The 20,361-nt window shown below is 58.1% G+C and carries 19 protein-coding genes and 1 tRNA gene; 13 read left to right on the top strand and 7 right to left on the bottom strand.

Annotation, left to right across the window (positions count from 1 at the left end):
* Nucleotides 1-238 precede the first annotated feature (238 nt).
* Nucleotides 239-328: transfer RNA gene (locus tag RPC_RS00775), tRNA-Ser, on the top strand.
* Nucleotides 329-492: 164 nt separating this feature from the next.
* The gene (locus RPC_RS00770) at nt 493-1,782 is read left to right on the top strand and encodes a tyrosine-type recombinase/integrase (RefSeq protein ID WP_011470634.1); all 1,290 of its coding nucleotides are present in this window, start codon (nt 493-495) and stop codon (nt 1,780-1,782) included.
* A 307-nt stretch (nt 1,783-2,089) separates the two neighbouring features.
* Here the strand turns inward: RPC_RS00770 and RPC_RS25310 are convergent, their stop codons facing one another.
* Together RPC_RS25310 and traA are read right to left on the bottom strand one after the other, a co-directional pair.
* Entirely contained in the window at nt 2,090-2,305 is a 216-nt protein-coding gene (locus RPC_RS25310) for a helix-turn-helix transcriptional regulator (protein ID WP_011470633.1), read from the bottom strand.
* A gap of 183 nt (nt 2,306-2,488) precedes the next feature.
* Nucleotides 2,489-5,497 (bottom strand): Ti-type conjugative transfer relaxase TraA, encoded by a 3,009-nt coding sequence (traA, locus tag RPC_RS00760; protein WP_041801244.1) that lies wholly within the window; start codon nt 5,495-5,497, stop codon nt 2,489-2,491.
* A 171-nt stretch (nt 5,498-5,668) separates the two neighbouring features.
* Between traA and RPC_RS00755 the strand changes: the two genes are divergently transcribed.
* The 7 genes from RPC_RS00755 to RPC_RS25300 all read left to right on the top strand — a co-directional run bounded on the left by RPC_RS00755 (nt 5,669) and on the right by RPC_RS25300 (nt 9,841).
* On the top strand, nt 5,669-5,995 hold the full coding sequence (locus RPC_RS00755) for a conjugal transfer protein TraD (RefSeq protein WP_041802273.1): 327 nt from the start codon (nt 5,669-5,671) through the stop codon (nt 5,993-5,995).
* A 1-nt stretch (nt 5,996) separates the two neighbouring features.
* Nucleotides 5,997-6,257: a conjugal transfer protein TraD gene (locus RPC_RS00750; protein ID WP_011470630.1), complete on the top strand. Its 261-nt coding sequence runs from the start codon at nt 5,997-5,999 to the stop codon at nt 6,255-6,257.
* 103 nt (nt 6,258-6,360) lie between these two features.
* The gene (locus tag RPC_RS25305) at nt 6,361-6,813 is read left to right on the top strand and encodes a transposase family protein (protein ID WP_080507291.1); all 453 of its coding nucleotides are present in this window, start codon (nt 6,361-6,363) and stop codon (nt 6,811-6,813) included.
* Between the two features lie 93 nt (nt 6,814-6,906).
* Nucleotides 6,907-7,683 carry a hypothetical protein gene (locus tag RPC_RS00745; RefSeq protein WP_011470629.1) on the top strand — a complete coding sequence of 259 codons (777 nt, stop codon included), beginning with the start codon at nt 6,907-6,909 and terminating at the stop codon, nt 7,681-7,683.
* Nucleotides 7,684-7,732: 49 nt separating this feature from the next.
* The gene (locus RPC_RS00740; protein WP_011470628.1) at nt 7,733-8,365 is read left to right on the top strand and encodes a class I SAM-dependent methyltransferase; all 633 of its coding nucleotides are present in this window, start codon (nt 7,733-7,735) and stop codon (nt 8,363-8,365) included.
* A 71-nt stretch (nt 8,366-8,436) separates the two neighbouring features.
* Nucleotides 8,437-9,189 carry an SIR2 family NAD-dependent protein deacylase gene (locus tag RPC_RS00735; protein WP_041801242.1) on the top strand — a complete coding sequence of 251 codons (753 nt, stop codon included), beginning with the start codon at nt 8,437-8,439 and terminating at the stop codon, nt 9,187-9,189.
* 4 nt (nt 9,190-9,193) lie between these two features.
* Nucleotides 9,194-9,841 carry a non-canonical purine NTP pyrophosphatase gene (locus RPC_RS25300; RefSeq protein ID WP_011470626.1) on the top strand — a complete coding sequence of 216 codons (648 nt, stop codon included), beginning with the start codon at nt 9,194-9,196 and terminating at the stop codon, nt 9,839-9,841.
* Here RPC_RS25300 and RPC_RS00730 read toward each other — a convergent pair.
* Together RPC_RS00730 and RPC_RS00725 are read right to left on the bottom strand one after the other, a co-directional pair.
* Nucleotides 9,807-11,492, bottom strand: a complete 1,686-nt coding sequence (locus RPC_RS00730; protein WP_041801240.1) for an HTH domain-containing protein — start codon at nt 11,490-11,492, stop codon at nt 9,807-9,809. The genes RPC_RS25300 and RPC_RS00730 overlap by 35 nt on opposite strands.
* 579 nt (nt 11,493-12,071) lie before the next feature.
* The gene (locus tag RPC_RS00725) at nt 12,072-12,224 is read right to left on the bottom strand and encodes a hypothetical protein (RefSeq protein ID WP_157043108.1); all 153 of its coding nucleotides are present in this window, start codon (nt 12,222-12,224) and stop codon (nt 12,072-12,074) included.
* 694 nt (nt 12,225-12,918) lie between these two features.
* Between RPC_RS00725 and RPC_RS00720 the strand changes: the two genes are divergently transcribed.
* The 4 genes from RPC_RS00720 to RPC_RS25865 all read left to right on the top strand — a co-directional run bounded on the left by RPC_RS00720 (nt 12,919) and on the right by RPC_RS25865 (nt 17,737).
* Nucleotides 12,919-13,386 carry a hypothetical protein gene (locus tag RPC_RS00720; protein WP_041801235.1) on the top strand — a complete coding sequence of 156 codons (468 nt, stop codon included), beginning with the start codon at nt 12,919-12,921 and terminating at the stop codon, nt 13,384-13,386.
* A gap of 145 nt (nt 13,387-13,531) precedes the next feature.
* Complete coding sequence (locus RPC_RS00715) at nt 13,532-14,818, top strand: restriction endonuclease (protein ID WP_011470623.1); 1,287 nt, start codon at nt 13,532-13,534, stop codon at nt 14,816-14,818.
* A gap of 445 nt (nt 14,819-15,263) precedes the next feature.
* Entirely contained in the window at nt 15,264-15,980 is a 717-nt protein-coding gene (locus RPC_RS26675; RefSeq protein WP_415914783.1) for a transposase, read from the top strand.
* Between the two features lie 509 nt (nt 15,981-16,489).
* Nucleotides 16,490-17,737 (top strand): hypothetical protein, encoded by a 1,248-nt coding sequence (locus tag RPC_RS25865; RefSeq protein WP_011470621.1) that lies wholly within the window; start codon nt 16,490-16,492, stop codon nt 17,735-17,737.
* On the opposite strand, the gene RPC_RS25290 is transcribed toward RPC_RS25865, so the two are convergent.
* From RPC_RS25290 to RPC_RS25860, 3 genes are read right to left on the bottom strand one after another with little or no spacing between them, the layout of a single operon-like run.
* The gene (locus RPC_RS25290; protein WP_011470620.1) at nt 17,734-18,480 is read right to left on the bottom strand and encodes a class I SAM-dependent methyltransferase; all 747 of its coding nucleotides are present in this window, start codon (nt 18,478-18,480) and stop codon (nt 17,734-17,736) included. The two genes, RPC_RS25865 and RPC_RS25290, sit on opposite strands and share 4 nt — an antisense overlap.
* Complete coding sequence (locus tag RPC_RS00705; RefSeq protein ID WP_011470619.1) at nt 18,470-19,276, bottom strand: inositol monophosphatase family protein; 807 nt, start codon at nt 19,274-19,276, stop codon at nt 18,470-18,472. The genes RPC_RS25290 and RPC_RS00705 overlap by 11 nt, the downstream gene beginning before the upstream one ends.
* Complete coding sequence (locus RPC_RS25860; RefSeq protein ID WP_157043106.1) at nt 19,273-20,259, bottom strand: hypothetical protein; 987 nt, start codon at nt 20,257-20,259, stop codon at nt 19,273-19,275. Before RPC_RS25860 ends, RPC_RS00705 begins: the two co-directional genes overlap by 4 nt.
* Nucleotides 20,260-20,361 lie beyond the last annotated feature (102 nt).

Raw genomic sequence — 20,361 nt, 5'->3', positions numbered from 1 at the left:
CGGCCACCGGCGCGGACCGGTTTCGGGCACGATGCACCGCCCGGCAGAGGACCTGCGAATTCCGTGGCCAGCAACGCGCCGTGAACTCGGTCCCGATCGACCCTCGCGCCGCGGGGCGGCAAGTTGGCACCGAAAACCGGCCGGATGAAAATATCCGGCTCACCCCGCCTTGTCTGTTCGGCTCCGCTCGCCTAGAACTCCGCGCGACTGCAGGCGTTCGCGCCTGCCCCTGCACCGCGGAGAGGTGGCAGAGTGGTCGAATGCACCGCACTCGAAATGCGGCATAGGTGCAAGCCTATCGGGGGTTCGAATCCCTCCCTCTCCGCCAGAACGCTATTTCAGCACATTCCATTTAATCCCAATTTCCGACACAAATCGCAGTAATAACAGCTATATACTAGAGCTTTGGCGTGCCACTCCGCTCCAGCGTGTATCGCCAAATCTCACGCCTAAGTGTATGTAGGGGTGTATGTAGATCTAAGGTGCCGGCTTATGGCGCGGGGATTCGGAAAACTGACCGTCAAGACGGTCGAGCATTTGTCTCGGCGAGGTATGCACGCTGACGGCGGCGGGCTTTATCTGCAGATCGCCGAGGGCGGCTCAAAGAGCTGGCTGTTTCGATACAAGCTCCACGGCCGCACACATTGGCATGGCTTAGGTTCGCTGCGTGACGTGGGCCTTGAAGAGGCGCGAGAGAAGGCGACCGGAGCGCGCAAGGTCCGCCGCAATGGCGGTGACCCCATCCAGGCAAAGCGCCAAGCGGAAGCCGCCGCCCGCATCGAAGCGGCCAAGGCGATCACGTTCGGCGAGGCGGCCAAGCGGTTCATCAAAGCCAATCGGGCCGGCTGGAAGAATGCCAAGCACGCCGACCAATGGGTGATGACGTTGCTAGGCGTCGACCAAAAGGGCAAGCCAAGCAAGAACGACTACTGCAAGACGATCCGTGATCTTCCCATCGGCGCGATTGATACGACGCTGGTCCTGCGGATCATCGAGCCGATCTGGGCAAGCAAGACCGAAACGGCCACCCGCATTCGCAGTCGCATCGAGCAGGTGATCGATGCCGCCAAGGCGAAGGGCGAGTTCAACGGCGAAAACCCGGCACGCTGGAAGGGGCATCTCGATAACCTGCTCCCGGCCACGTCGAAGGTTCGCAAGGTCCGCAATCATCCGGCGCTGCCTTACAGGCAATTGCCCGACTTCATGCGCAAGCTGCGCGAGCGTGATGGTGCCGCTGCGGCGGCTCTTGAGTTTCAAATCTTGACGGCCGTCAGGCCGGGCAACGCAGTGGCGGCAAAATGGGACCAGATCGATCGGCAGACATCAGTCTGGACCATTCCGGCCGCACTCATGAAGAGCGATGCCGAACACAGAGTGCCATTGAGCAAGGCGGCCCTCGCCGTGCTTGATCGCATGGAAGCCACGAAGGATGACAGCGAGTACATCTTCCCCAACACCAAGGGTAAGCCACTGAGTGACGCTTCGATGGCCGCGGTGATCGACAGGATGAATGAGCTGGAGCGGCGCTGGATCGATCCCAAGCTCGACCGCGAAATCGTTCCGCACGGCTTCAGGTCGTCGTTCCGCGATTGGGCTGCAGAACACGGCTATGACGATCCCGTCGCCGAAGCTGCGCTTGCGCACAAGGTCAGCGACGAAGTGGTCGCGGCCTATCGGCGCACGACGTTTCTCGACCTGCGCAACCGGATGATGGAGGACTGGGCCGACTATTGCGCCCGACCTTCCAGCAGCGGTGACACCGTCGTGGCGTTCCGAGCGTAGTCATGAAACCGGGGAAGCAGGGCGTCAGATAAAACGGGGCTATCCGAAGGTCGTCTACGTCGGCCACACGCCGGTTGTGTCCCGCGCTGAGGCCGTCCTGGCCGAAAGCGGTAGGAGATGAAGCCTCGGCATCATCGCGCTGCCCTACGTTTCGAACACGCCCGGTGGCGTGGAAAGACGGTTCTGGAAGTGGCAGAGATCCTGTCGATGGTGGCTGGCGCGCCGCTGCAAGGCCCGCGGACTTCCGAGCTTCGGGTTTGGTTGTGGAGCCTGACGGACCAGCGAGAAAATGGTACAATCACCGACCTCACCGGGCATTATCGAACTCGTGTTTCGGACGCCATGAGACGGGATCTGCGATCCAGCGATTGATTTCAGATTCATGCCAGCCTGCGCCGTTGACGCTGATCCTGATCTGGGCCGGGAATGTCCCCTCGGTGATCTTGCGGTAGATGGTGGATCGGGACAGTCCGGTCCGGGAAAGGACAGTTTTCAGACGGATGATACGATCTGGTTCGCGCATGGCCGCGCGGCCTCCTGCTGACTATTCCTGACCCAGACAGAGCAAGCGGTGACGCGCATGCAAGAGTATTTTGCGCGTCGCCGAAGCCGGGCGTAGAATCGGCGGCAAATACTTCTGATCGGCGTGATCGATGCACGCCGGCCAAAAGTGTGGCGGTGTTCTGGGACAACGACATGCATCAGATCAGAGCCCGATCCCTCGTCCTCTGCCGAGATCGATGCCGTGGGTGAACGCCAGTTCCTGGCCGAGCCGGCGGCCTGTTTCGAACGCGATGCCGAGTTGTTGCTTGCGGCCCGCGAGAATGGATTCAAGCTGCGGATCGCGCTCTAAGTTCTTGGCCATGTCACCCATCGCCGCCCGCGTTGATTTGTAGCCCGACATGTCGCCCGCCTGATACTGGTGCTGGCTGGTCTGATCGAGCTTCTGCCAACGCTCTACGAAGCGGTCGGCGCGGCGGCTTGGATCGGTCCGCAGCTCGGTTTCAAGTTGCAGGGCGCGGATCGCGCGGGCGGGATTGCCCGAAGCGGCTTGCTCTGCGAGATCCGGGTTCGTCTTGTAGGCGGCTTCGGCGTCGTGCGATCCATAGGGCCGCACCGCCTCGAACTCCTTGCGGGCCTCCTGCAATTCCTTCACCTGCTCCGAGCTGGCCTTGCCGCCCTGCTGCTGCATCTCGAAGATCGCATTCACGGCGCGGGCGTGGCGGATGAGCGCCTTGGTGCGAGCTTGACGCAGCGCCACGTCCGTGTCCGCTGCCACGGTCCTTTCCGGCGCATCCGTCGTTCGCCGGACCGCCGCCGTGGCGCTTTCCCTTTCCGGCGTTTCCCGCTCTGGCCTCCGTCCACCATCGTGGCCGGACACATCTCCAGGAAAGCGCAGGCCGTCAAACATACCGCGTAGCTTCTCCGGCACGAGTTTCTGGACGATCTCGGCGACACGCTCGCGGAAAGTGATGCCGCGCCGCTCGGCGTAGCCCTGAATCGGTTCGGCGCGCTCGTAATCCGACGCCATGTCCTTGGCCCGGGCGCGCGACAGGGCACGAACCAGCCGGTCCTGGCTGGCGAAGTCGTCACGGCCATAATGCAGGTCCGTGCTGTCGCGGTGACGCGATAGGGCGACATAGCTGCCGTGGGCATCCATGCCCGGCGTTGCCAGCACATGGGTCCGGTCCACCGTCATGCCCTGCGCCTTGTGGATGGTCGCGGCATAGCCGTGGTCGATGCGGTTGTAATCCTTCAGGTCGAATTCAACGGAACGGCCATCGTCGATGCGCGCCGACATGGACAGCGCGCTGACCTGTTCGACGGTTCCGAGCGTTCCGTTCTTCACGCCAAGGCCGCGTTCGTTTTGCAGGAACATGATGCGATCCCCGGTGGCGAAGCAGCGCGCGCCGCGTTCGACCGTGACACGCACATCCTCGCCGAGATCGCCCGCTGCTCGCATCCGCTCTCGCGCCCCCTCGTTGAGCGCGCGCACCTCGTCGTTGGTGTGGGTGAGGATAATGCGGCTGCGGTCCGGTGATGCCTGCCGGTCGCGGTCCCAGCGGTCGATCAAATCGTCGCGCGCCTGCTCGCGGGACGCCGCAGGATGCGCCATGCCGTTCTTGTCATAGGCATCGATCGCTGCGCCGGTCTTGCCAGTCGCCAGGTCGCGCGTGGCGTCGCGCTGCCAATCCTCGCGTTGGCGGCGCACCTCGCCGATCTCGACGCCGCCGTGGCGCTCATGAATCGAGCGGAAGGCCGCGCCCGCTTCGATGGATTGCAGCTGTTGCGGATCGCCGACCAGCACTACCTTTGCGCCAGCCTCGGCGGCATGGGACAGCACGCGCTCCAGCTGGCGCGTGCCGACCATGCCGGCCTCGTCGATCACCAACACATCGCGCGCGCTGAGCAGGTCGCGGCCCTGGCCCCAGCCATGTTCCATGCTGGCGATGGTGCGTGACGCAATGCCCGATCCGCCTTCGAGATTCTCGGCGGCGATACCCGAAAGCGCCACGCCCCGGACCTCGTAACCCGCCGCCTCCCATGCCTCCCGCGCCATGCCCAGCATCGTGCTCTTTCCCGTTCCGGCATGGCCGACCACGATCCCGAGATCGCGCCCGTCCGTGACATGCGCCAGCGCATCGGCCTGCTCGCCGGACAGGACAAGGCCGCGCGCTTCCGCACGCACGAGCGCCGCCTGCCTGTCCGCGTCGTTCACCTCATGGCGTTCCCGCTCGGCCATGAGTTCGGCAGCGCGGTGCAGGCGCTGTTCGGCCTCGATCATGTCGCGGGTGGTGAAACGGTCCTCACCGCGCCCGTCCTGTCCGAGTTCGACCAGATCGGGCGCGCCGCGCATCGCGCCCATCACTGCGTTGAACTGGTCGATCCCGTCGCTGTGCCGATGCGCAAACTTTGCCATGTCGCGCGGCGTGAAGGTCGATTGCTGATGCGTGATCGCGTCCAGTGCGATGGACGGATCGGCAATAATGCGCTCGCCGTTGCCGCGCGCGATCTCGCGGTGCATCTCCGCGCGGTCGGCGGCCTCGACCCCTTCGCCTTCGATCCGCTGCGCGGACGCGCCGATCTGGCTTTGCGGCTCCAGCCCGATCCCCTGCGCCTCGAAGCTGCGATGGTCGATGCGGGCGTCGATGTCGAGCTCGGCCAGACGTTTGTTGGCAAGCTCGGCCCACCGTTCGCGCCAACGCTCGACCATCTCCGTGCGGTTCCAATCCCGCACCTTCGGGCCGAAGCCATTCTCGTCCCCGTTGACGTTGATTTGCCGCATCGTCAGCATGACATGGGCATGAGGTTTGGGCATGCCGTCCTCGCCGATGTCCCAATGCACATTGAGATCGGCGATCATGCCAAAACCGACGAACTCCGACTGCACGAAGTCGCGGGCCAGTTCGATGCCTTGCGCTTGCGTCATCTCGCGCGGAATGGCGAACTCGACCTCGCGGGCAAGCTGCGCATCCTTGCGAACTTCGAAGGCTTCGACATCGTTCCAGAGCCGCTCGCGGTCGCTCCATGCCGCCGGCGCATTGTCCGGCAGCATCACCTCGGAATGGACGACGCCGCGCTTGGCGGAAAAGTCTTGGCTGCGGTCCAGGCGCTCGTCGCGCAAACGCGAGCCCGAGCGGTAGGCGGCCGACGCCACCGCGCTGGAGCCAGACTTGCGGCCAATGACCTTGACGTGAAGATGATAGATCGCCATCGCGACCAGATCATTGCCACGGCGGAGCGTACGTCGGAACGACGTATAAGCGCGCCCTCCCTCGAAAAAATCTCGTACGGGACTACGCCGTCTCAAACCGTCCCGGCAACATTAGAGCATTCTGCAGGCTGCTCAACTATCCTCGCTCCATCAACATTGCCGGAGAACATGATGCGCAAGCCGCGGGATTTTGACGGGGAACTGAAAGCACTTCATGACAAGGCGCGAGAACTGAAAACTCGCAAGGTGCAGCAACTCGGCGAACTGGTGATCGCCACCGGAGCCGACGTCCTCAGCGCCGACGAACTGGCGGGAGAACTAATCGTCCTGACTGAGACGAAGGACACCGGAAAGAGGGAGGCATGGGCCAAGCGCGGGTCCGCGTTCTTTCAGAGCCGGGCACGGCGAACTGCACCGGCAACTGACCACGACACGGACGGCGCTTCTGCGCAACCAAGCCGCGCACAATCGTCAACAAGCAGCAAGGGCGCGGCATGATATGCGCGCGTGGCAAGTCGAGCGCCGCAAGCGCACGCGGAATCTCATTGAACTCGGCGGTCTCGTCGTCAAAGCCGGCATCGTGGAGCTGACCGGCGATGATCGCGCCATCATCCTCGGCGCGCTGCTCTGGATGGCCAACAAGCTCAAAAGCGATCAGGCCGAACAAGCCCGAGTGCTGTGGGCCGCGAAGGGGAAGGAGGCATTCGCTGTGGACCGCCACAGATGCGCCACCATCTCCGATGAAATGCCACAGGACTGATCAGGCTGATCTCAGTGTGTTTCGGCGTGGAATAAGGGGTCTGACTCACATTTGGTGAAATCGCGGATTCAGCTCGGCTTCATTTTCGATTCGGAGCGGGGCCATGACTTCCTTCGATTTCGCCCGACTTGTGCCACCCGGACTCGCCGTCGAGGGTGTCGAGTATGGAGAGGCGGGCATGACCATTCTGACGCATCGGGAGCCCGCGCGAGGCCAGTGTCCAGACTGCGGAGCTGGCAGCGGGCGGGTTCATAGCCAGTACATCCGAAAATTGGATGACCTGCCTATCGGGGGGCGAGGCGTGCGACTTTTCGTTCGCGTCAGGCGCTTCTTTTGCGACACCGCCTCGTGCTGCCTAATGACGTTCGCGGAGCGATTGGACGGCGCTGTCTCACCGAAGGCTCGCCAAACTGCCGGCTGGAGGAGGTCGTGTTCTGTCTCGCCATTGCGTTGGGCGGCCGCCCCGCAGCCGCGTTGGCGAGACGAATCGAGATCAGGGTCAGCAACTATACATTGCTCCGAACCGTGCGACGTCGTGGTTCGTCGCCGCCAGTGATCAGCATCGACGACTGGGCTTATACTTACACTGAACCATAGAAGTAGTGTAGCATGCCACCTGAAGGCGAGAGATGAACGGGGCTGGGGATAGATGGCGACGCTTGGCGAGGGGTACATTCACTTAAACCCGTATCTGGCGTCCCGTGGCCGTCTGATAGACATCGGCGAATCAAGCCAAGCTGCTGCTGTTGAGATTGCCCAGCGGGTTTACGGCGGCGATGTCTGGCTCCAGGTACGGATCGAGGAAGGATCCGCTAAGGCGTGGTTTACGGTTGCCGCGAGCCTAGCCGCTGCCATTGCAGCGTACCCGAACCTACGAACCGGCACGATCGCACTGGTAAGTGACGCTCGGGAATTTGGCGGGTACGTCAATACGACCTTCCTGGAGAAGTCGAAGGCGAAGCCGGAACAGACCTTCCGAGCCGAACGACGGACGAAAACGCCGGGCAAGATCGCCCGCGTCATCAAGCACCTTGATGAGTTGAACGAGACTCCGGCCAAACCCGAAAAGCGGCGCCTGGAATTGGCAATGGTGCGGCTCGAACTCGAAGCGATCGAGCGGGACTTGCAACAGCAAGAAATCCAAGTGTTGCATGCCGGGCTCGTATTCGAGAATATTCCTCCGTTGTGGCCACAGCCGAATAAGACCGGGGCGTTTGGCCCGACGATAGGACTACCTCCGCGTCAGACCGGTGAACAGGAGGACTTTCTTGAAGGCCTCACGTTCGATGCGAATGCCCGAATGGCCGGAACTTCAAACAACCCCGTTGTGTACATAAAGACCGTGTTCGTTCCCCCGCGGGGTATTCGACTGACAGAGAACCAGACTCAGCCGGCGCTCAAAATGGAACCACCGTTAGAGCACTAACGCAAAGCGGCGCCAATTCAGCGCCGCTTCTCCACCAGGAGGATACCCAATGTCAGACAGCGACCAAGCCGGGGTTGGCGGGTACGACCAGGGATACGCGAATTGCCCGTGCTTCTGGGGCACGGAAGCGGGGTCGCTTGTTCGCGAGTTTTTGTCGGTCAACCCGAACGTCTCGAATCTCCGCGTCCTCGATCTTGGATGCGGCGAAGGCAAGAATGCTGTGGCTTTTGCCGGGCGCGGAGCTTCAGTCGTTGCAGTTGATTGTTCAGCGCAAGCACTGGCAAACGGCAAGAGCGCATTCCCGCACGACTATATCGAATGGGTTCAATCCGACGCGCTTGAATATCTGAACGACTGTAGCTTGTTCGACGTGGTCATCATGTATGGGCTTCCGCATTGCATGAAATCAGATAGCGCGGTTCAGAAATTGATCGAACTTGCGCTGGAGAAGACAAGACAAGATGGAATACACATTCTTGTCGCTTTCAATGACGGACCGCACGATCTCTCGGCGCATCCAGAGTTTCGCCCGACGTTGGTTTCGCATGAATTTTATTTGCAGTGCTATTCAACGTCCGAGATAAAGAAGCAGAGCAGTTCGTTGCTCCACGAAACTCACCCGCACAATAACATTCCGCATTTCCACAGTGTCACGCGATTGCTTGCGAGCAAGAAAACATGACGTGTCCCACAGAGCTTCGAAGGCTTTACCGCGAACGACGGGTTATTCCTTTCGTGGGTGCAGGAGCATCCATGTCAGTGTCTTGGGACGGCGGGAAGAAGCGCGGCCCATCTTGGGCAGCGATGGTGGACGAAGCGGCGAAGCTCCTAGGTTGCGACGAGCCCGAACTTTTGCGCCACCGAGGAAGCGACCTTCAGATTCTTGAGTATTTTAAAATCAGGAATCACACGCTCGCCCCGTTGACGAATTGGTTGTCGCAACAATTTTCAACCGCCACCGATGATGAAATCTTGGCGTCGCCTATTCAAGCCGCGCTGGTCGAGCTTGAAAAATGCAGCATTTACTACACTACTAATTACGACAACTTCATTGAACGCGCGCTGAATAAACGTGGCAGACCCTGTCAAATCGTCACAGCCGAACACACCATGAGCCACGATAGAAGCATGGTTGAAGTCGTAAAATTCCACGGTGACTTCAACAATCCGGATGACATGGTTGTTACTGAATCGCATTACATGGACCGAATGCGACTTGAGAGTCCGATGGACTTCAAACTACGCGGCGACCTTCTGGGACGCGCTGTTCTTTTCATAGGGTACAGTTTTCGCGACCCTAACGTGAATTACATTTTCCACGTCATCAATCACATCCTGTCTCACCTACCAAACTCCGCGACAGGTAGGCGCGCTTACATTATTTTGCCCGACCCATCCGAATTCGAACGGCAGCTATTCCAGCAGCGCAATATCGAAGTCGTCGCAATCGGCTCCGAAGACATTTCCAATAATGTGGCGAACATCATTTGCGAAATGGCGGCATAATTACATGGCAACCGGACCGATTAAGATCGTTTACTGCTCGTGGAGCTCCTTCAAGAAGGAAGAGTGGGCTATCGCCAAAGACCAAATTGCACTTCCAAGCGCAGGAAAACCGCTTGGCCATTTGTTTGATTGTCAATTTCGAGATGTCCACACCACCGAGCCGCTGTTGTGCGATTTGGAAGCGATGGTCCGTTTCAAAATCGCTTCCGCGTATCGAGCCGTGCAGGTCCCGTGCATCGTGGAGCACGCCGGACTTATTCTTGAAGGGTACGAGGACAAATCTTATCCGGGCGGCTTAACCCAACCGATGTGGGATTCACTCGGAGCCGAAAAGCTCGTTGCAAGTTGCTCGACGCTTTCTACGAAAGCAATTGCGCGAGCCGTCGTCGGATATTGCGACGGGCTTAACACCTACACCTTTGTCGGGGAAACTAAGGGCACGTTGTCCGCAACACCGCGCGGAGATCGGGACTTCTATTGGGATACGGTATTTTGTCCGGATGGCTTCGGCGGCAAGACGTACGCGGAAATCGTCGGCTCGGATCGAAAGGGCTTGATCGAAAAGTTGAAAGTATCTCAGTCCATTCGCGCGCTCCAAAAATTCATGGAGCACCGACTTAAGAACGAACCTTCACTCTTCCCGGCTCTATGACATGAACCGGCGCGATAGGCGTCTTTAGATTTAGTGAGACGAAGTCGTCGAGAGTTCGCCGGAACGCTTCCATGCCGAACGAATTGTAGACAATCGCGTGCGCCTTGCGGCCCAGACTTGTGATCTCCGATTCAACCGGAGCGTCATAAACCTTCAAGAAGTCTCGGTAGCTAAATGACAACGTGCCTTGTGCTTCTCGCGCGCGGTACATGTCAAACGCAACGTCAGGCGGCGTCTGGATATAGATCAATCCAATATCGCCGCCGTGATAAAGTGATTCAAGCTTCTCGAATGTTTGCAAATTTCGGACGCCGTCAACGATGCAAGGTCGGCCGCCGTTGTTCGTAACCTGCCTAAGGATCGCTTGCGCGAGTCTATTAGGACCGTTCGGCCCGGTGATGAATTCAAAAGCGCGCTTCTGAAATTCTTCGCGTCCAATTTCGGTAATCGATGGGGCGTTCATCAACGTGCGTACGAGTTCGCCAGTGCGGATTACTGGATGCGACAGACGCTCGCCCAGATACGTCGAGGTTTCGGATTTTCCTGAACCAACGCGCCCTGCCACGACAAGGAGGTGATCCTTGGTCAAGCGCGAGCTATTGAGAACTTGAAGACGCGCCTTCGCAATGAGCGTTGATGGATAAAACTTCCGCAAACACAACTGCGACCAATACTCAAAATCCGCAATGTCCAAAGTGTCTTTAGACAAGTCGATCCAGCTAATGCCCTTGATCGAAGAATCACCCTTCATCAACTTCTTGGCGACGTTCCAATCAGAAATCCAAGCGCGATAGACTACAGCGACGTGTCGGCGTCCAACCTCCGACGAGTCGTCGTTCAAGATACCGAGCCGCTCAAGAGGAACGTCTTGGAAGAGGCGTATGGTCGCGCGATTGTTTGCCACTTGGTTTGCAGAACGATCTTGCAACGAAATTTCTTCTGCCAACTCGCGACGCGCACATGCCGCAAGACCATAGTCTTCGCGCGACCACATATCGACATCGGCCGCGCTCACGTGACCGCCAAAGCCAATGCATTTCGAACCGCGCAGAAATTCGGCGGCGCGGCTTAGGTAAGATCGCCTAAAGAATAAAAGCCGCTCACCGCACTGAACGAGCACGTAAGTGATGAATTGCTTTGCGTCGTCGCGCGTCTCAGCCTCAGTTCGCGCAATGTATGTGGGTTCGTGCGAGGTCAATATGCGTTTGAGAATTGAAGCCGAGTCCGGATCGATACCTTGGAACGTCAGAACATCGCGGAAATTCGCTTCAGGCGCGCAAAGCACTTCTTCTTTGGGTAAATTCAGGACACGCTTTTCAGCGACGTATTCTTCCGCTGATTCTGACTCACTGTTCGCCGATGCACGCAATGCGAAGCGGCCGCGAGCGGTTCTGAAAAATCTGGAGAATCCTGCGCGGGTAAGGATATCGATGCTAAGCCGAGCTTGCATCGATTTCTCCGGCGTCCGGCCCATCACGTGATCGCCGAATAACCCTTGTTCGATTCCGCGTTCCACGATTTCGCGCGCCTTCAGAGGAGATAACGCCTTGGCTAAGACGGTCTCGGCGACGCGCAGATATGTCTGCCCATCGACATCGACTTGGTCGGGTCGATTGTCCTCCGAAACAGTTTGCTTTTCGTAAGTGACCATCAAGCAACCTTGGGCGCGCGGGCGCAGTCGCGGCGCACCCGGACCGATTCTACGCCAATCTTCGGGTTATGACAGTGGCCTAGACCAGTTGTCCGGACTGCCCACAGGGTCACTTTCTCCACCGTCCCCGGTCCGTCCCCGAGCGATTTTAACACTCTGTTAAAGGGATCTAAGTGGTTGTGCGACCTACAGGATTCGAACCTACGACCCCGGCATTACGAGTAATGGGTTGGCTTGGGACTGTCTGGTCCGGGCGCCACTCGTGATCGAGCCGGTCTCCGCCCATTGTCTCTCCAAAACGAGAATATTCGCGGGGAAGACCGGAGACTTTCGCCTATTTCCTGTAAATCAGCACCGAAGTGGGACCCCTCTCGTAGGTCCGACTAAGTAGCTGATTTCTGAGTGACAATTCGTTTGAGCAGGGGTCCCGATCGGCGTCGATCGGGCCCCCTGCCAAATGCGATCTCTCTCAGTTAAATAAACGATTTATGCTGAGGAATTGCGGGGTCCCACTTCGGTGCTGATCCACACCCTGAAAGCGGCTAAGCGCTGAAGAGTGGGGAAATTGAGCGGGGAGGCTCACATCCACCCCGCCGACTTCAACATCCCGAACAACGCAGCAGCGAGATTCGCGAGCAGCGTCAGCAGTTCAAGTGCCTTCTTCGGGAGCCCCCCTTTCCGGGTCGGTGTGGTGGGCTTTCGTTTGGTCGGCTTCCGGCGCGTCTTCGACATGGTTGCCTCCGCGTTGCGTCGGCTCCCCATTCTGAGCAGAATCCTGCAAACGCAAATAGCCTCCCCGAAAGAAATCACACCGCAACTCGGTTGACGGGCTGATTCCTGGTGACGTCTGCGAAAAGCCTCTCTCTCGTGCGGCGCGGATAGCGGGGCTCTGAGGGCGTCTCGCCGACTGTCGTCCGAATAAAGCACAATATTACAACGGGTTAACAGTAATTTTTTGTTGTAACCATTCGATGGGCATGGTGGTCCTGCCGGGAATACGTCCCGTGGAGCGGTTGACGCGCTTCGCCTGTGAATAGGGTGCGCAGGCCAGCCGGTGCATTGCAGGGCACTGTGTGAATCGGCAACGCTCGATACGACCGATGAGAGGACCTACCATGCCACCCGGACGCCACCGCCTTGCCGTGAGATTGTTCAATGTTATCGAGGGAGAGGCAGAAGGCCCGCTTGGGATCCTGGTCTTTCTGCTCGTCATCGTCCTGGCGATGGGATTGGTGATATGGCGGCTTTGGTAGTGCGGTGTCGATCTATTCTCCGGCGGCGGAGGGTCTCTGCTTAGGGTCCAAAGTGGGAGAACGCCGCTGAAAAGAGAAAAGCTGACAGGTCTGCTGCTGAATAGGGGTGGCAGCCCAAGGCTGCTATTCTGTGAGCAGGTCATATGCCGAACGCGCTGCCATGAGGTGGATTGATGCTGGGGTTGGAGCTAAAGGACTACATCGGCGTCGCGGGCCTCGTGCTGTCGGTGGCGATCTGGATGAGGACCATCTGGCGGGAGTGGCGTCGCATCGAAGTGAGTGTGTCGCCCGCCTTCCATGTTTACGCGGACGGCGAAGTAAGCACGCAAAATGCCTCCATTGACATCGTGAATCGTGGAAACCGGCCTGTGTATGTCAAGGCGCCGACATTGCTGGCTCCTGACGGCAAGCACTTGTCATTTGTTGGCGTTGTTGATTTCAAGAAATTTCCGAAGAAACTCGAAGAAGGCGAATCGGCATCCCTTTGCGTGAGCTACTCTGAAATCTCCCGGACGTTAAGGAAGCAGGGGCATAGCGGGAAGGTGAAGCTCCGCCCATGCTGTCTGGACGCAACCGGCAAGCGGCACGTCGGAAAGCGATGGACGCTGGACATCTCAAAGGAGTGGGACAGGGGCGCGTAATTCCCAAACGTCTTGCCTTAACGCCACTGCTCCCGAATGCGGCAAGGCGAGTGCTCCTCACTGGGTTTGAAAGTAACCTGCTGTTTGAATCGTGACGATTTCGGCATCGTCGGGATATCGCTGGGCCAAGAAGGAAAGAAATTGAATGGGTGACGCTGCGGCCAAGGATTGGGTGCTTCCCGCGTCGATTCCGTTCGCGACCCTGAAAGGGTGCGATCTGGAGGAATGTGTCTACTGGCTCCTCGATGCCATGGGAGCCAAAGACCTGGAGTGGAGAACGGGAGGGGCAGGCGGCGGGGCTGCGGACGGCGGACGTGATCTCGAAGCGACCTTCTATGCGCCTGGCGCAGATGGCGAAATGGAATCCCAAAGGTGGTGGATTGAGTGCAAGGGGCGCGCTGGAACGGTTGAGCCGGATGAGGTGAAAGCGGCCGTGAACAACACACTGGCAACCGGAAACCTCGACTACGTCGTCATTGCCACAAACACGCAATTCTCCAATCCGACCCGTGACTGGATCAAGCAATGGCAGTCCTCCCACCCAAGGCCCAAGGTCAAGCTCTGGGATCATCACCAGCTGGAGCGGTTTCTCTCGAAGCATCCGGATGTCGTGCTCCGCCTCTTTTCGGAAGCGCTCAGCCCGGACGGCCAGTTCCATGCACTCCAGGAGAAATTCTGGAACAGGCTTGAGTTTGTTCAGCCGGGTGTGTTGGAGAAGCTCTGGGCGACTCGGTCAGACCTGGCACTGACGGAGCTCGGTCTCTTTGCCGTGATTGCGAATGAATTTGCCAATGGAAGCATTGTGAAGCGGCCATGGGGTGGCGCGATTGACCGGGAAGCGCTGTTAAACGTGCTGCACTTCGGGCTTGTGAATACGTCGTTTCTCGTCATGCGCTCTGTCAAAGCCGGTGTGGATCAGCATCAAATGATCCGGACGCTGGCGTACGTGATACTCGTAGCAGCTACGTATAGTGAGCCGGAGCCTCTGGCGAGGTTTATCCTTGAGTCCTTGTGCCGGGGAAGGCCGGATGAGTATCCGGAGGATGTAAAGAACTACCTGATCCGTCCAATCGTTGGCCAATTGCTGTCCGAAATGCAAAACGTGTGCAGTGCTGACTGCGCGCGGTTCGGGAGTCATGAGCGAATGGGTCTCAGCAGTGGCACGGATGAACTCAAGGACTATTGGGTCCGCCTCGACGCAGAGGGAGTTCCGGAAGATGAGGATAATCGGGTCCTGCTTCTGATAAGGACGTCTGGCCCGTGCGATGCCGGCTTTGGCAATGAGCGGAGCTGTCCGCTATTCGATATTCAGCCTGACGTCGGGAATCTCGCCGAGATTTTGCAGCTTGTTCAGCAGGTCGCGAAGGTGCGTAGCCTACAGGCGGCTGAAAAGCGCAAGGATGAGATTGCGAAGCAGAAGAAGCCGATCTAGGGCACGTCGTTCTGCCCGGCTGACTCCGAAACTGTACCTTCGCTACCTTTTCAAATTTCGCGGCGTCCTGAAGAGCCGCCAACCGTGTCCCCAAAGTAACGCCACTGCACGGAGTTTTGGCAGGGGCGGGTGCCTGCCGCGCACTTTGAGCGTATGATGCCCGCGTGGTCCGGTTTGGTGCCCGTGCGTCTTTCCTCGCAACCGTGGTTGCGGCCTTGGGCTGTAAATCGGCGTGGCCTTTGCCCCCCCGTATTGCCTCATCCGATAGCGACGGATCGGTCGCGCGAACTGGCTTTCCCGACTTGCTCGGTGGGAGGGGCTGTGGGCGGGTTGGGCCCTCCATAGCCCCGGGCCATGGGGCCGCGATCGGGGTGTCGCCGAGTTCGGCGACAAGCTGCCTGGCCGCTTTGCTCCTAAGCGCCCTCAGCAGACGCTGCACGATCGAATGCTGTTTCGTCCCGAACTCATCGGGATATTTCTCGCTCAGCCGGCGGACAATTTCGATAGCGGTGAGCTGCGGCCGCTCGGCAAACCAGCCTTCGATCGCAGCAATATGCGGGTCGAGCTTCGACGGCATGCGAACCCTGGTCTTATAGGGCCGTCGGAGGCGCCGGTACGTGGCACGCGGCTCGCCGCCGCAACCGTCTTGCCGAGCGTCTTGGCGAACGTCGCTGCGGTTGCCGATGCGGTCGTGCAAGCAGGTTGCAAGCCCCGCACTTGCCCGGCACGCCGACCCGCATCGCTTGATGACCTTAAAGCTAGACTTAAGGTCACACGCTTCGCGAAATCCCTCGCATCAGACAAGACGGCGCTCGTCGGATGCGTACTTAGAATGGATACAGTGGATAGTGCTATCACCAAGCCGGTTCGCCGGCCGGAGGTGTTTACCGGCGCCGGTCGGCGGCGGGCATGGAGCGACGAGGACAAGGCCCGGTTGGTCGCGGAGATCGAGATCAGCGGCGACTCGGTTTCGGGCGTCGCTCGGCGGCACGGATTGTCGCCGCAGCAATTATTCGGCTGGGAAGGTCACCACCGCAGTACCGGCGCTATCAGCAAACGTAATGCGCTCATCCTTGGGACAAATTCACCGTCAGGGATACGCATGTCCCACGTCCGACAGGGATTCGAACCGTCAGCGAGATCGCAGCTGGAAACACCTTAATTGGCTGTCTTCCTAAACCGTACCAAATCGCCGCAGTACTAAGCTTTAGAGAAAATCGCCGTCTCCAGCCTCAAATCTCCGAAATCAGCTGTTCTCTCGTACGGCGCTGTTCCCAATAAAGGCTCTTTTCATTAGGCTTTTTGGAGGCTTTGGCCACAGAGTCCGTCGGGAGCGCAGCGGTGGTGGCGGTGGATAGGAAACCGGATGCGAGTGTTCTGCTCGGGTTTGAACGTGCCGCTGCGCGCTTGCAGGAAGCTGGTCGGCTGGCTGGAATGGTTATGCAGATCAAGGTTGATATTGCCTGAGAATGATGCGGCGTTGAAGAGAACCTTCCTGTTCGCTACCGGCCAAGATCAGCCTGCCTTCCGATTGACGTTTCAACATTCTCTGGGTATCGGGTATCCGTCAGATGATGCGGCGTCCAGCTCTGCGGGACCCGAACGCCGATTTTTTAACTAACGTGCGGGGCATCTCCGCCGAGTAGTTCATTTGAGAGCGGAAAAACACCGATGCGCGTCACCTTTCCGATTGTTCTGCGCGACGGATTGAGCGAGCAGCTCACTAAACGCTGGAGCACTGAATATCTGGCACCCTCAGATCGCGACCGTACACGGGAAGACGGAATTTGGCGTCGGACGCAAACACCAGCTAATGCGACCGAATCCGGTTGGCGGGATACAAGCGATCAACGCAGGCGTATTGTCCATTACACTCATCATTACGACGTCGTCGCTGGAGAGCGAGGCGGCACCCTAGTCCTAAAGAGCGCTTACATTTATTTTTCCACATCACTACCGAAGCTAGAGCTCAATTTCTGTCAAAACCAGGTTGAAGCGTCACTATCTGCCGGCGGATGGAGACGCCGTGATTCCTTTGCAGCCCACCAAACTTGGATTTTAGGCGATCTCATCTGTTCCATGGAGCGAATTGATCGACACCCGGAAGATATTAAGGCACGGCGCGTCATGCCGGAGAATTACCAGACTTTAGATGTACGCATACGCTCGCAACCTTATGTTCCGGTGCCAGAGCGTTTGCCATGGGAAGTGCTAGCTAAGGGAATGCGTGTGAAAGACGTTCGGGGACGACCGGATATCGTTTCTGACCTATCCGGTCTAGCAGAGTATCTTCCCTTTCATGTCGAACTAGGTTGCGGTCCGTCACTAGAGTCCGGCATACCCGCGCTCCATCATCTTCACGATCTCTATTGCGTAACAGACCTGCAGACGGGCAAGTTCATCTTCGGCGGCACCGAAGACAATCTCATTGCGCGGATCCTGGAGCAGCCATTTGATGAACTTAAATCGCTCACCAAGCTCTTTCAGGCGTCCTTCTTAGCAGAACCCGCCCCAGCACATCATGCATTGGTGACGCTCAAAGAAGGCGGTGTTCTGGTAGCGCCCGTGATGACAAACAATTTCGACGGATTGGCGCATCGGGTCGGGCTGCCGGAACTGTTTCTCCGCCGTTACGATGAAACCATCCCACCTATCTCGATTTCTCCCGAAGCACGCAGCCTCTTGGTAATCGGTAGCCATGCGGACCGCCGACGAGTGCAGGCGCGAGCGAGGGCAGCCGGTCTAAAAGTATTTTATCTTGACCCTGAGGGCTATAACGTAGGTGATCGCTTCATCGAATATCCGCTCGAAAGCGTTACCGATCAGGATCTACTTTGTCGGAAAGGCGCCAGCGAGGGGTTGGTAGAACTTTGCGCCATACTCGGTGTAAGTCAGGCCCGCCGACTTTCGCCTGCCTAAGGCCGTCGAGCGACGAATACGGTTCTACGATCATCCTGCACAGGAGAGCCGTCGAAGCCACCAAATATTTCTATGTTCGCGTAGCCGGCGTTGCGCAGCATTGACGCTAAGACGGGCCTCTCATACAATCGAGTGACGCAAGTGCGCTCCCATCCTCCCCTTACGTAAGTGTTGACCGAAAGCCCAGCATTCCAGTCGAACTTCGCTCTCTCGGTCACACCGTTGTGGGTGACACGCTTGTACGTGACAGTTTCCGCACCCTTGCGATTGGATGCCTCAGCGTACTCCCGAGTGGTGAGCTCCATAACCAGCGCACCACCCACCTCCGTAATGCTGCACCAATGAGCCAAAGCGTCAGCATCATCCGACGCGCTCGGAAGACTCCCGAAACTGGTCCAGAGATTCAAGACAGCGCCATACGCAGTGCCCGGCGCGGCTCTCATGTCAGCAAGATGAAACTCGACTGAGGGCCATTTCTGGCGTGCTCGCGCTATCTGAGATGGCGACGCGTCGACTCCGACCACGTCGTATCCCAACCAATTCAGTACGCCTGAATGACGCCCCCATCCGCACGGCACATCAAGCACACGCGCACCGCGAGGCAAATCGACCAATTCGATCAGATTTGCTACATCTCGTTCGGTGCTGTCATACTTTCCCAGCAGGCGGAACGTTTCTTCGAAACCGGAATCAAAGAAGTCGATAGGCCACATTGTCCCAGGATTTTGCTCGTCACCCTGCATAGCTCTTCCCATTCAGCGCCCCCAGCAACAACAGCCCCATCGCTCTGTCCCTCGCGGCCACCACAAATTTACACGTCACTGTTGGATCGTTCATGTCCAGAGCAGCGCCACTTTCGTCGCATACAAAACCTCCGCTTGCCAACACTAGGTGTGTCGAAGCTGCAAGATCCCACGCCCCGTGTCCGCAAACTTGGATCACGGCGCCGCTGAGCTTCCCAGCGGCAAGATCGAACAAGGCACGCGTCGACTCCGTCGCATCCTGAACGCAAGCACCCCCAGTGCGTCTCTGCACATCACTTCGGAGGTTCTCGTCCGAGATGTAGCACAGCTGCGTCAGCACAGAAGGCGTCCCCGTCACCACACTACTCTCAAACCCAATCATCGCTTCGTGTGCCCATCCGAGTTCTCCCGTCGCCGGATAATGCACCACAGAGAAGACTGGACGCCTGTCACGCCATTCACTGAGCAGGATCGCATAGTCCAATCGCCCTTTGGCATAATGTGCTGTGCCGTCCAGAGGATCTAAGAACCAAAGCGAACCCTCAGTAGGGCGCGCAAATTCGCCTTCCTCTTCCGAAATGATGCTGAATGGAGAGGGTGCGAATTGTACGAGAGCATCGACGAGCAATGTTTGGCTCTCTAGATCAGCCGTTGTCACAATGGAATTGTCTGCTTTGGTGATGAATGAGTTACTTGACACAATACTCTGCTGCCGGCGTTTGAGCAGAACGCCAGAGCATGCAACCGCGTCCAACAAAGCGCGATATCTCGATTCAAGTTCTAATGCCCCCATCATATCCCCATCGCCGCTCCAGTGACGCAGGAGTGTACTCTCTTGGCCCATAACGACCACGCGAACTCCTCAATATATCCAGCTCGTTTATCGCCACGGCCTTCGTAGAGAGCCTGCATCAGGGCAAGCAGCTCCTCGTTGCCTGCATTTACGTTCAGGAAACGTGCATTCTTGCCGATACCGATCCCGCGCATCTCCGGAGTATCGCTGAGTACCACTGGTCGATTGTGAGCGCAGAAAGCTGCGGCCGGTCCCGATGTTTCTCCGAGACTTGGTTTCCGCAATTGGACGCCGCAGTCGGTGCGCTGAATAAGCGCGTTGAACGTCTGGCTGTCCAGCCAACCCGTTTCGATAACCCCTTCGAACTCTGTATTAATCGTAAACTGTCTTTCACCAGCAAGCAATAACACAACATTGGCAGGTTTGCCGCGCCAATTTTGCCAAGCATCCAATATAAGGGGGATGCACTTGTATTCGCCGATAAAGCCAAACGCTCCGAAGACAAACATATTCTTATGGATACCGAACTTTTCGGGAATCGATCTGTCGTAGTCACCCCACGGCCTCACCGGAAAAGGCACGGCTTCAATCTGACTTCGACGATACCGCTCTCTCAGGCGCTGCGCTACTCCGCTTGAATGGACCAAGCCGACCTTAGACGCTTCAACAACATATCGTTCTATGCCAATATCGATAGCGTAGGGATCGATACCTCGGGCGTTGGCCTGCTCAACGAAGTGCGATGCAGAGCGCGCCGATAGACCGCTCTTTCGCGCTAGTTCTGAAAGTATCTCCCGCTGTCGAGCTTCGCTGATATCTTCCCAAACCTGAAAATACAAGTCTAGGTGCAAATATTCGTGCAGAAGCGACACGCCCGGGCGAAGCATCGCCGCACGAAGTGAGCTTCGATGAAGTTCATTGTTGCCAATGTGATAGAGCGCATAGTCGAATTGATTGGGTGATATCCAAGTCTCGCCATTCGCCACCCAGTGCGTCCGGAAGAATGGTTGAAGATGCTCGAGACTTTCGGCGATGTATGTAGCAACGCCGGACCTATCGCGAGGACCCGGCCCGTATACCCCAAGGGA

It is taken from the genome of Rhodopseudomonas palustris BisB18 (genome assembly GCF_000013745.1).
Lineage (GTDB): Bacteria > Pseudomonadota > Alphaproteobacteria > Rhizobiales > Xanthobacteraceae > Rhodopseudomonas_A > Rhodopseudomonas_A palustris_F.
Note: the sequence above shows the minus strand (reverse complement) of the source record. Positions and strands in the feature narration are given on the sequence as shown.

Bases quoted from the DNA above. Each gene is read 5' to 3' on its own strand.
- RPC_RS00720 (WP_041801235.1), top strand. From the start codon at position 12,919: ATGCTGGGGTTGGAGCTAAAGGACTACATCGGCGTCGCGGGCCTCGTG.
- RPC_RS00740 (WP_011470628.1), top strand. From the start codon at position 7,733: ATGTCAGACAGCGACCAAGCCGGGGTTGGCGGGTACGACCAGGGATAC.
- RPC_RS00715 (WP_011470623.1), top strand. From the start codon at position 13,532: ATGGGTGACGCTGCGGCCAAGGATTGGGTGCTTCCCGCGTCGATTCCG.
- RPC_RS00735 (WP_041801242.1), top strand. From the start codon at position 8,437: ATGTCAGTGTCTTGGGACGGCGGGAAGAAGCGCGGCCCATCTTGGGCA.
- RPC_RS00705 (WP_011470619.1), bottom strand. From the start codon at position 19,276: ATGATGGGGGCATTAGAACTTGAATCGAGATATCGCGCTTTGTTGGAC.
- RPC_RS00730 (WP_041801240.1), bottom strand. From the start codon at position 11,492: ATGGTCACTTACGAAAAGCAAACTGTTTCGGAGGACAATCGACCCGAC.
- RPC_RS25290 (WP_011470620.1), bottom strand. From the start codon at position 18,480: ATGCAGGGTGACGAGCAAAATCCTGGGACAATGTGGCCTATCGACTTC.
- RPC_RS25310 (WP_011470633.1), bottom strand. From the start codon at position 2,305: ATGCGCGAACCAGATCGTATCATCCGTCTGAAAACTGTCCTTTCCCGG.
- RPC_RS25300 (WP_011470626.1), top strand. From the start codon at position 9,194: ATGGCAACCGGACCGATTAAGATCGTTTACTGCTCGTGGAGCTCCTTC.
- RPC_RS00745 (WP_011470629.1), top strand. From the start codon at position 6,907: ATGGCGACGCTTGGCGAGGGGTACATTCACTTAAACCCGTATCTGGCG.
- RPC_RS00725 (WP_157043108.1), bottom strand. From the start codon at position 12,224: ATGTCGAAGACGCGCCGGAAGCCGACCAAACGAAAGCCCACCACACCG.
- traA (WP_041801244.1), bottom strand. From the start codon at position 5,497: ATGGCGATCTATCATCTTCACGTCAAGGTCATTGGCCGCAAGTCTGGC.
- RPC_RS00770 (WP_011470634.1), top strand. From the start codon at position 493: ATGGCGCGGGGATTCGGAAAACTGACCGTCAAGACGGTCGAGCATTTG.
- RPC_RS25305 (WP_080507291.1), top strand. From the start codon at position 6,361: ATGACTTCCTTCGATTTCGCCCGACTTGTGCCACCCGGACTCGCCGTC.
- RPC_RS25865 (WP_011470621.1), top strand. From the start codon at position 16,490: ATGCGCGTCACCTTTCCGATTGTTCTGCGCGACGGATTGAGCGAGCAG.
- RPC_RS00750 (WP_011470630.1), top strand. From the start codon at position 5,997: ATGCGCGCGTGGCAAGTCGAGCGCCGCAAGCGCACGCGGAATCTCATT.
- RPC_RS00755 (WP_041802273.1), top strand. From the start codon at position 5,669: ATGCGCAAGCCGCGGGATTTTGACGGGGAACTGAAAGCACTTCATGAC.
- RPC_RS26675 (WP_415914783.1), top strand. From the start codon at position 15,264: ATGCTGTTTCGTCCCGAACTCATCGGGATATTTCTCGCTCAGCCGGCG.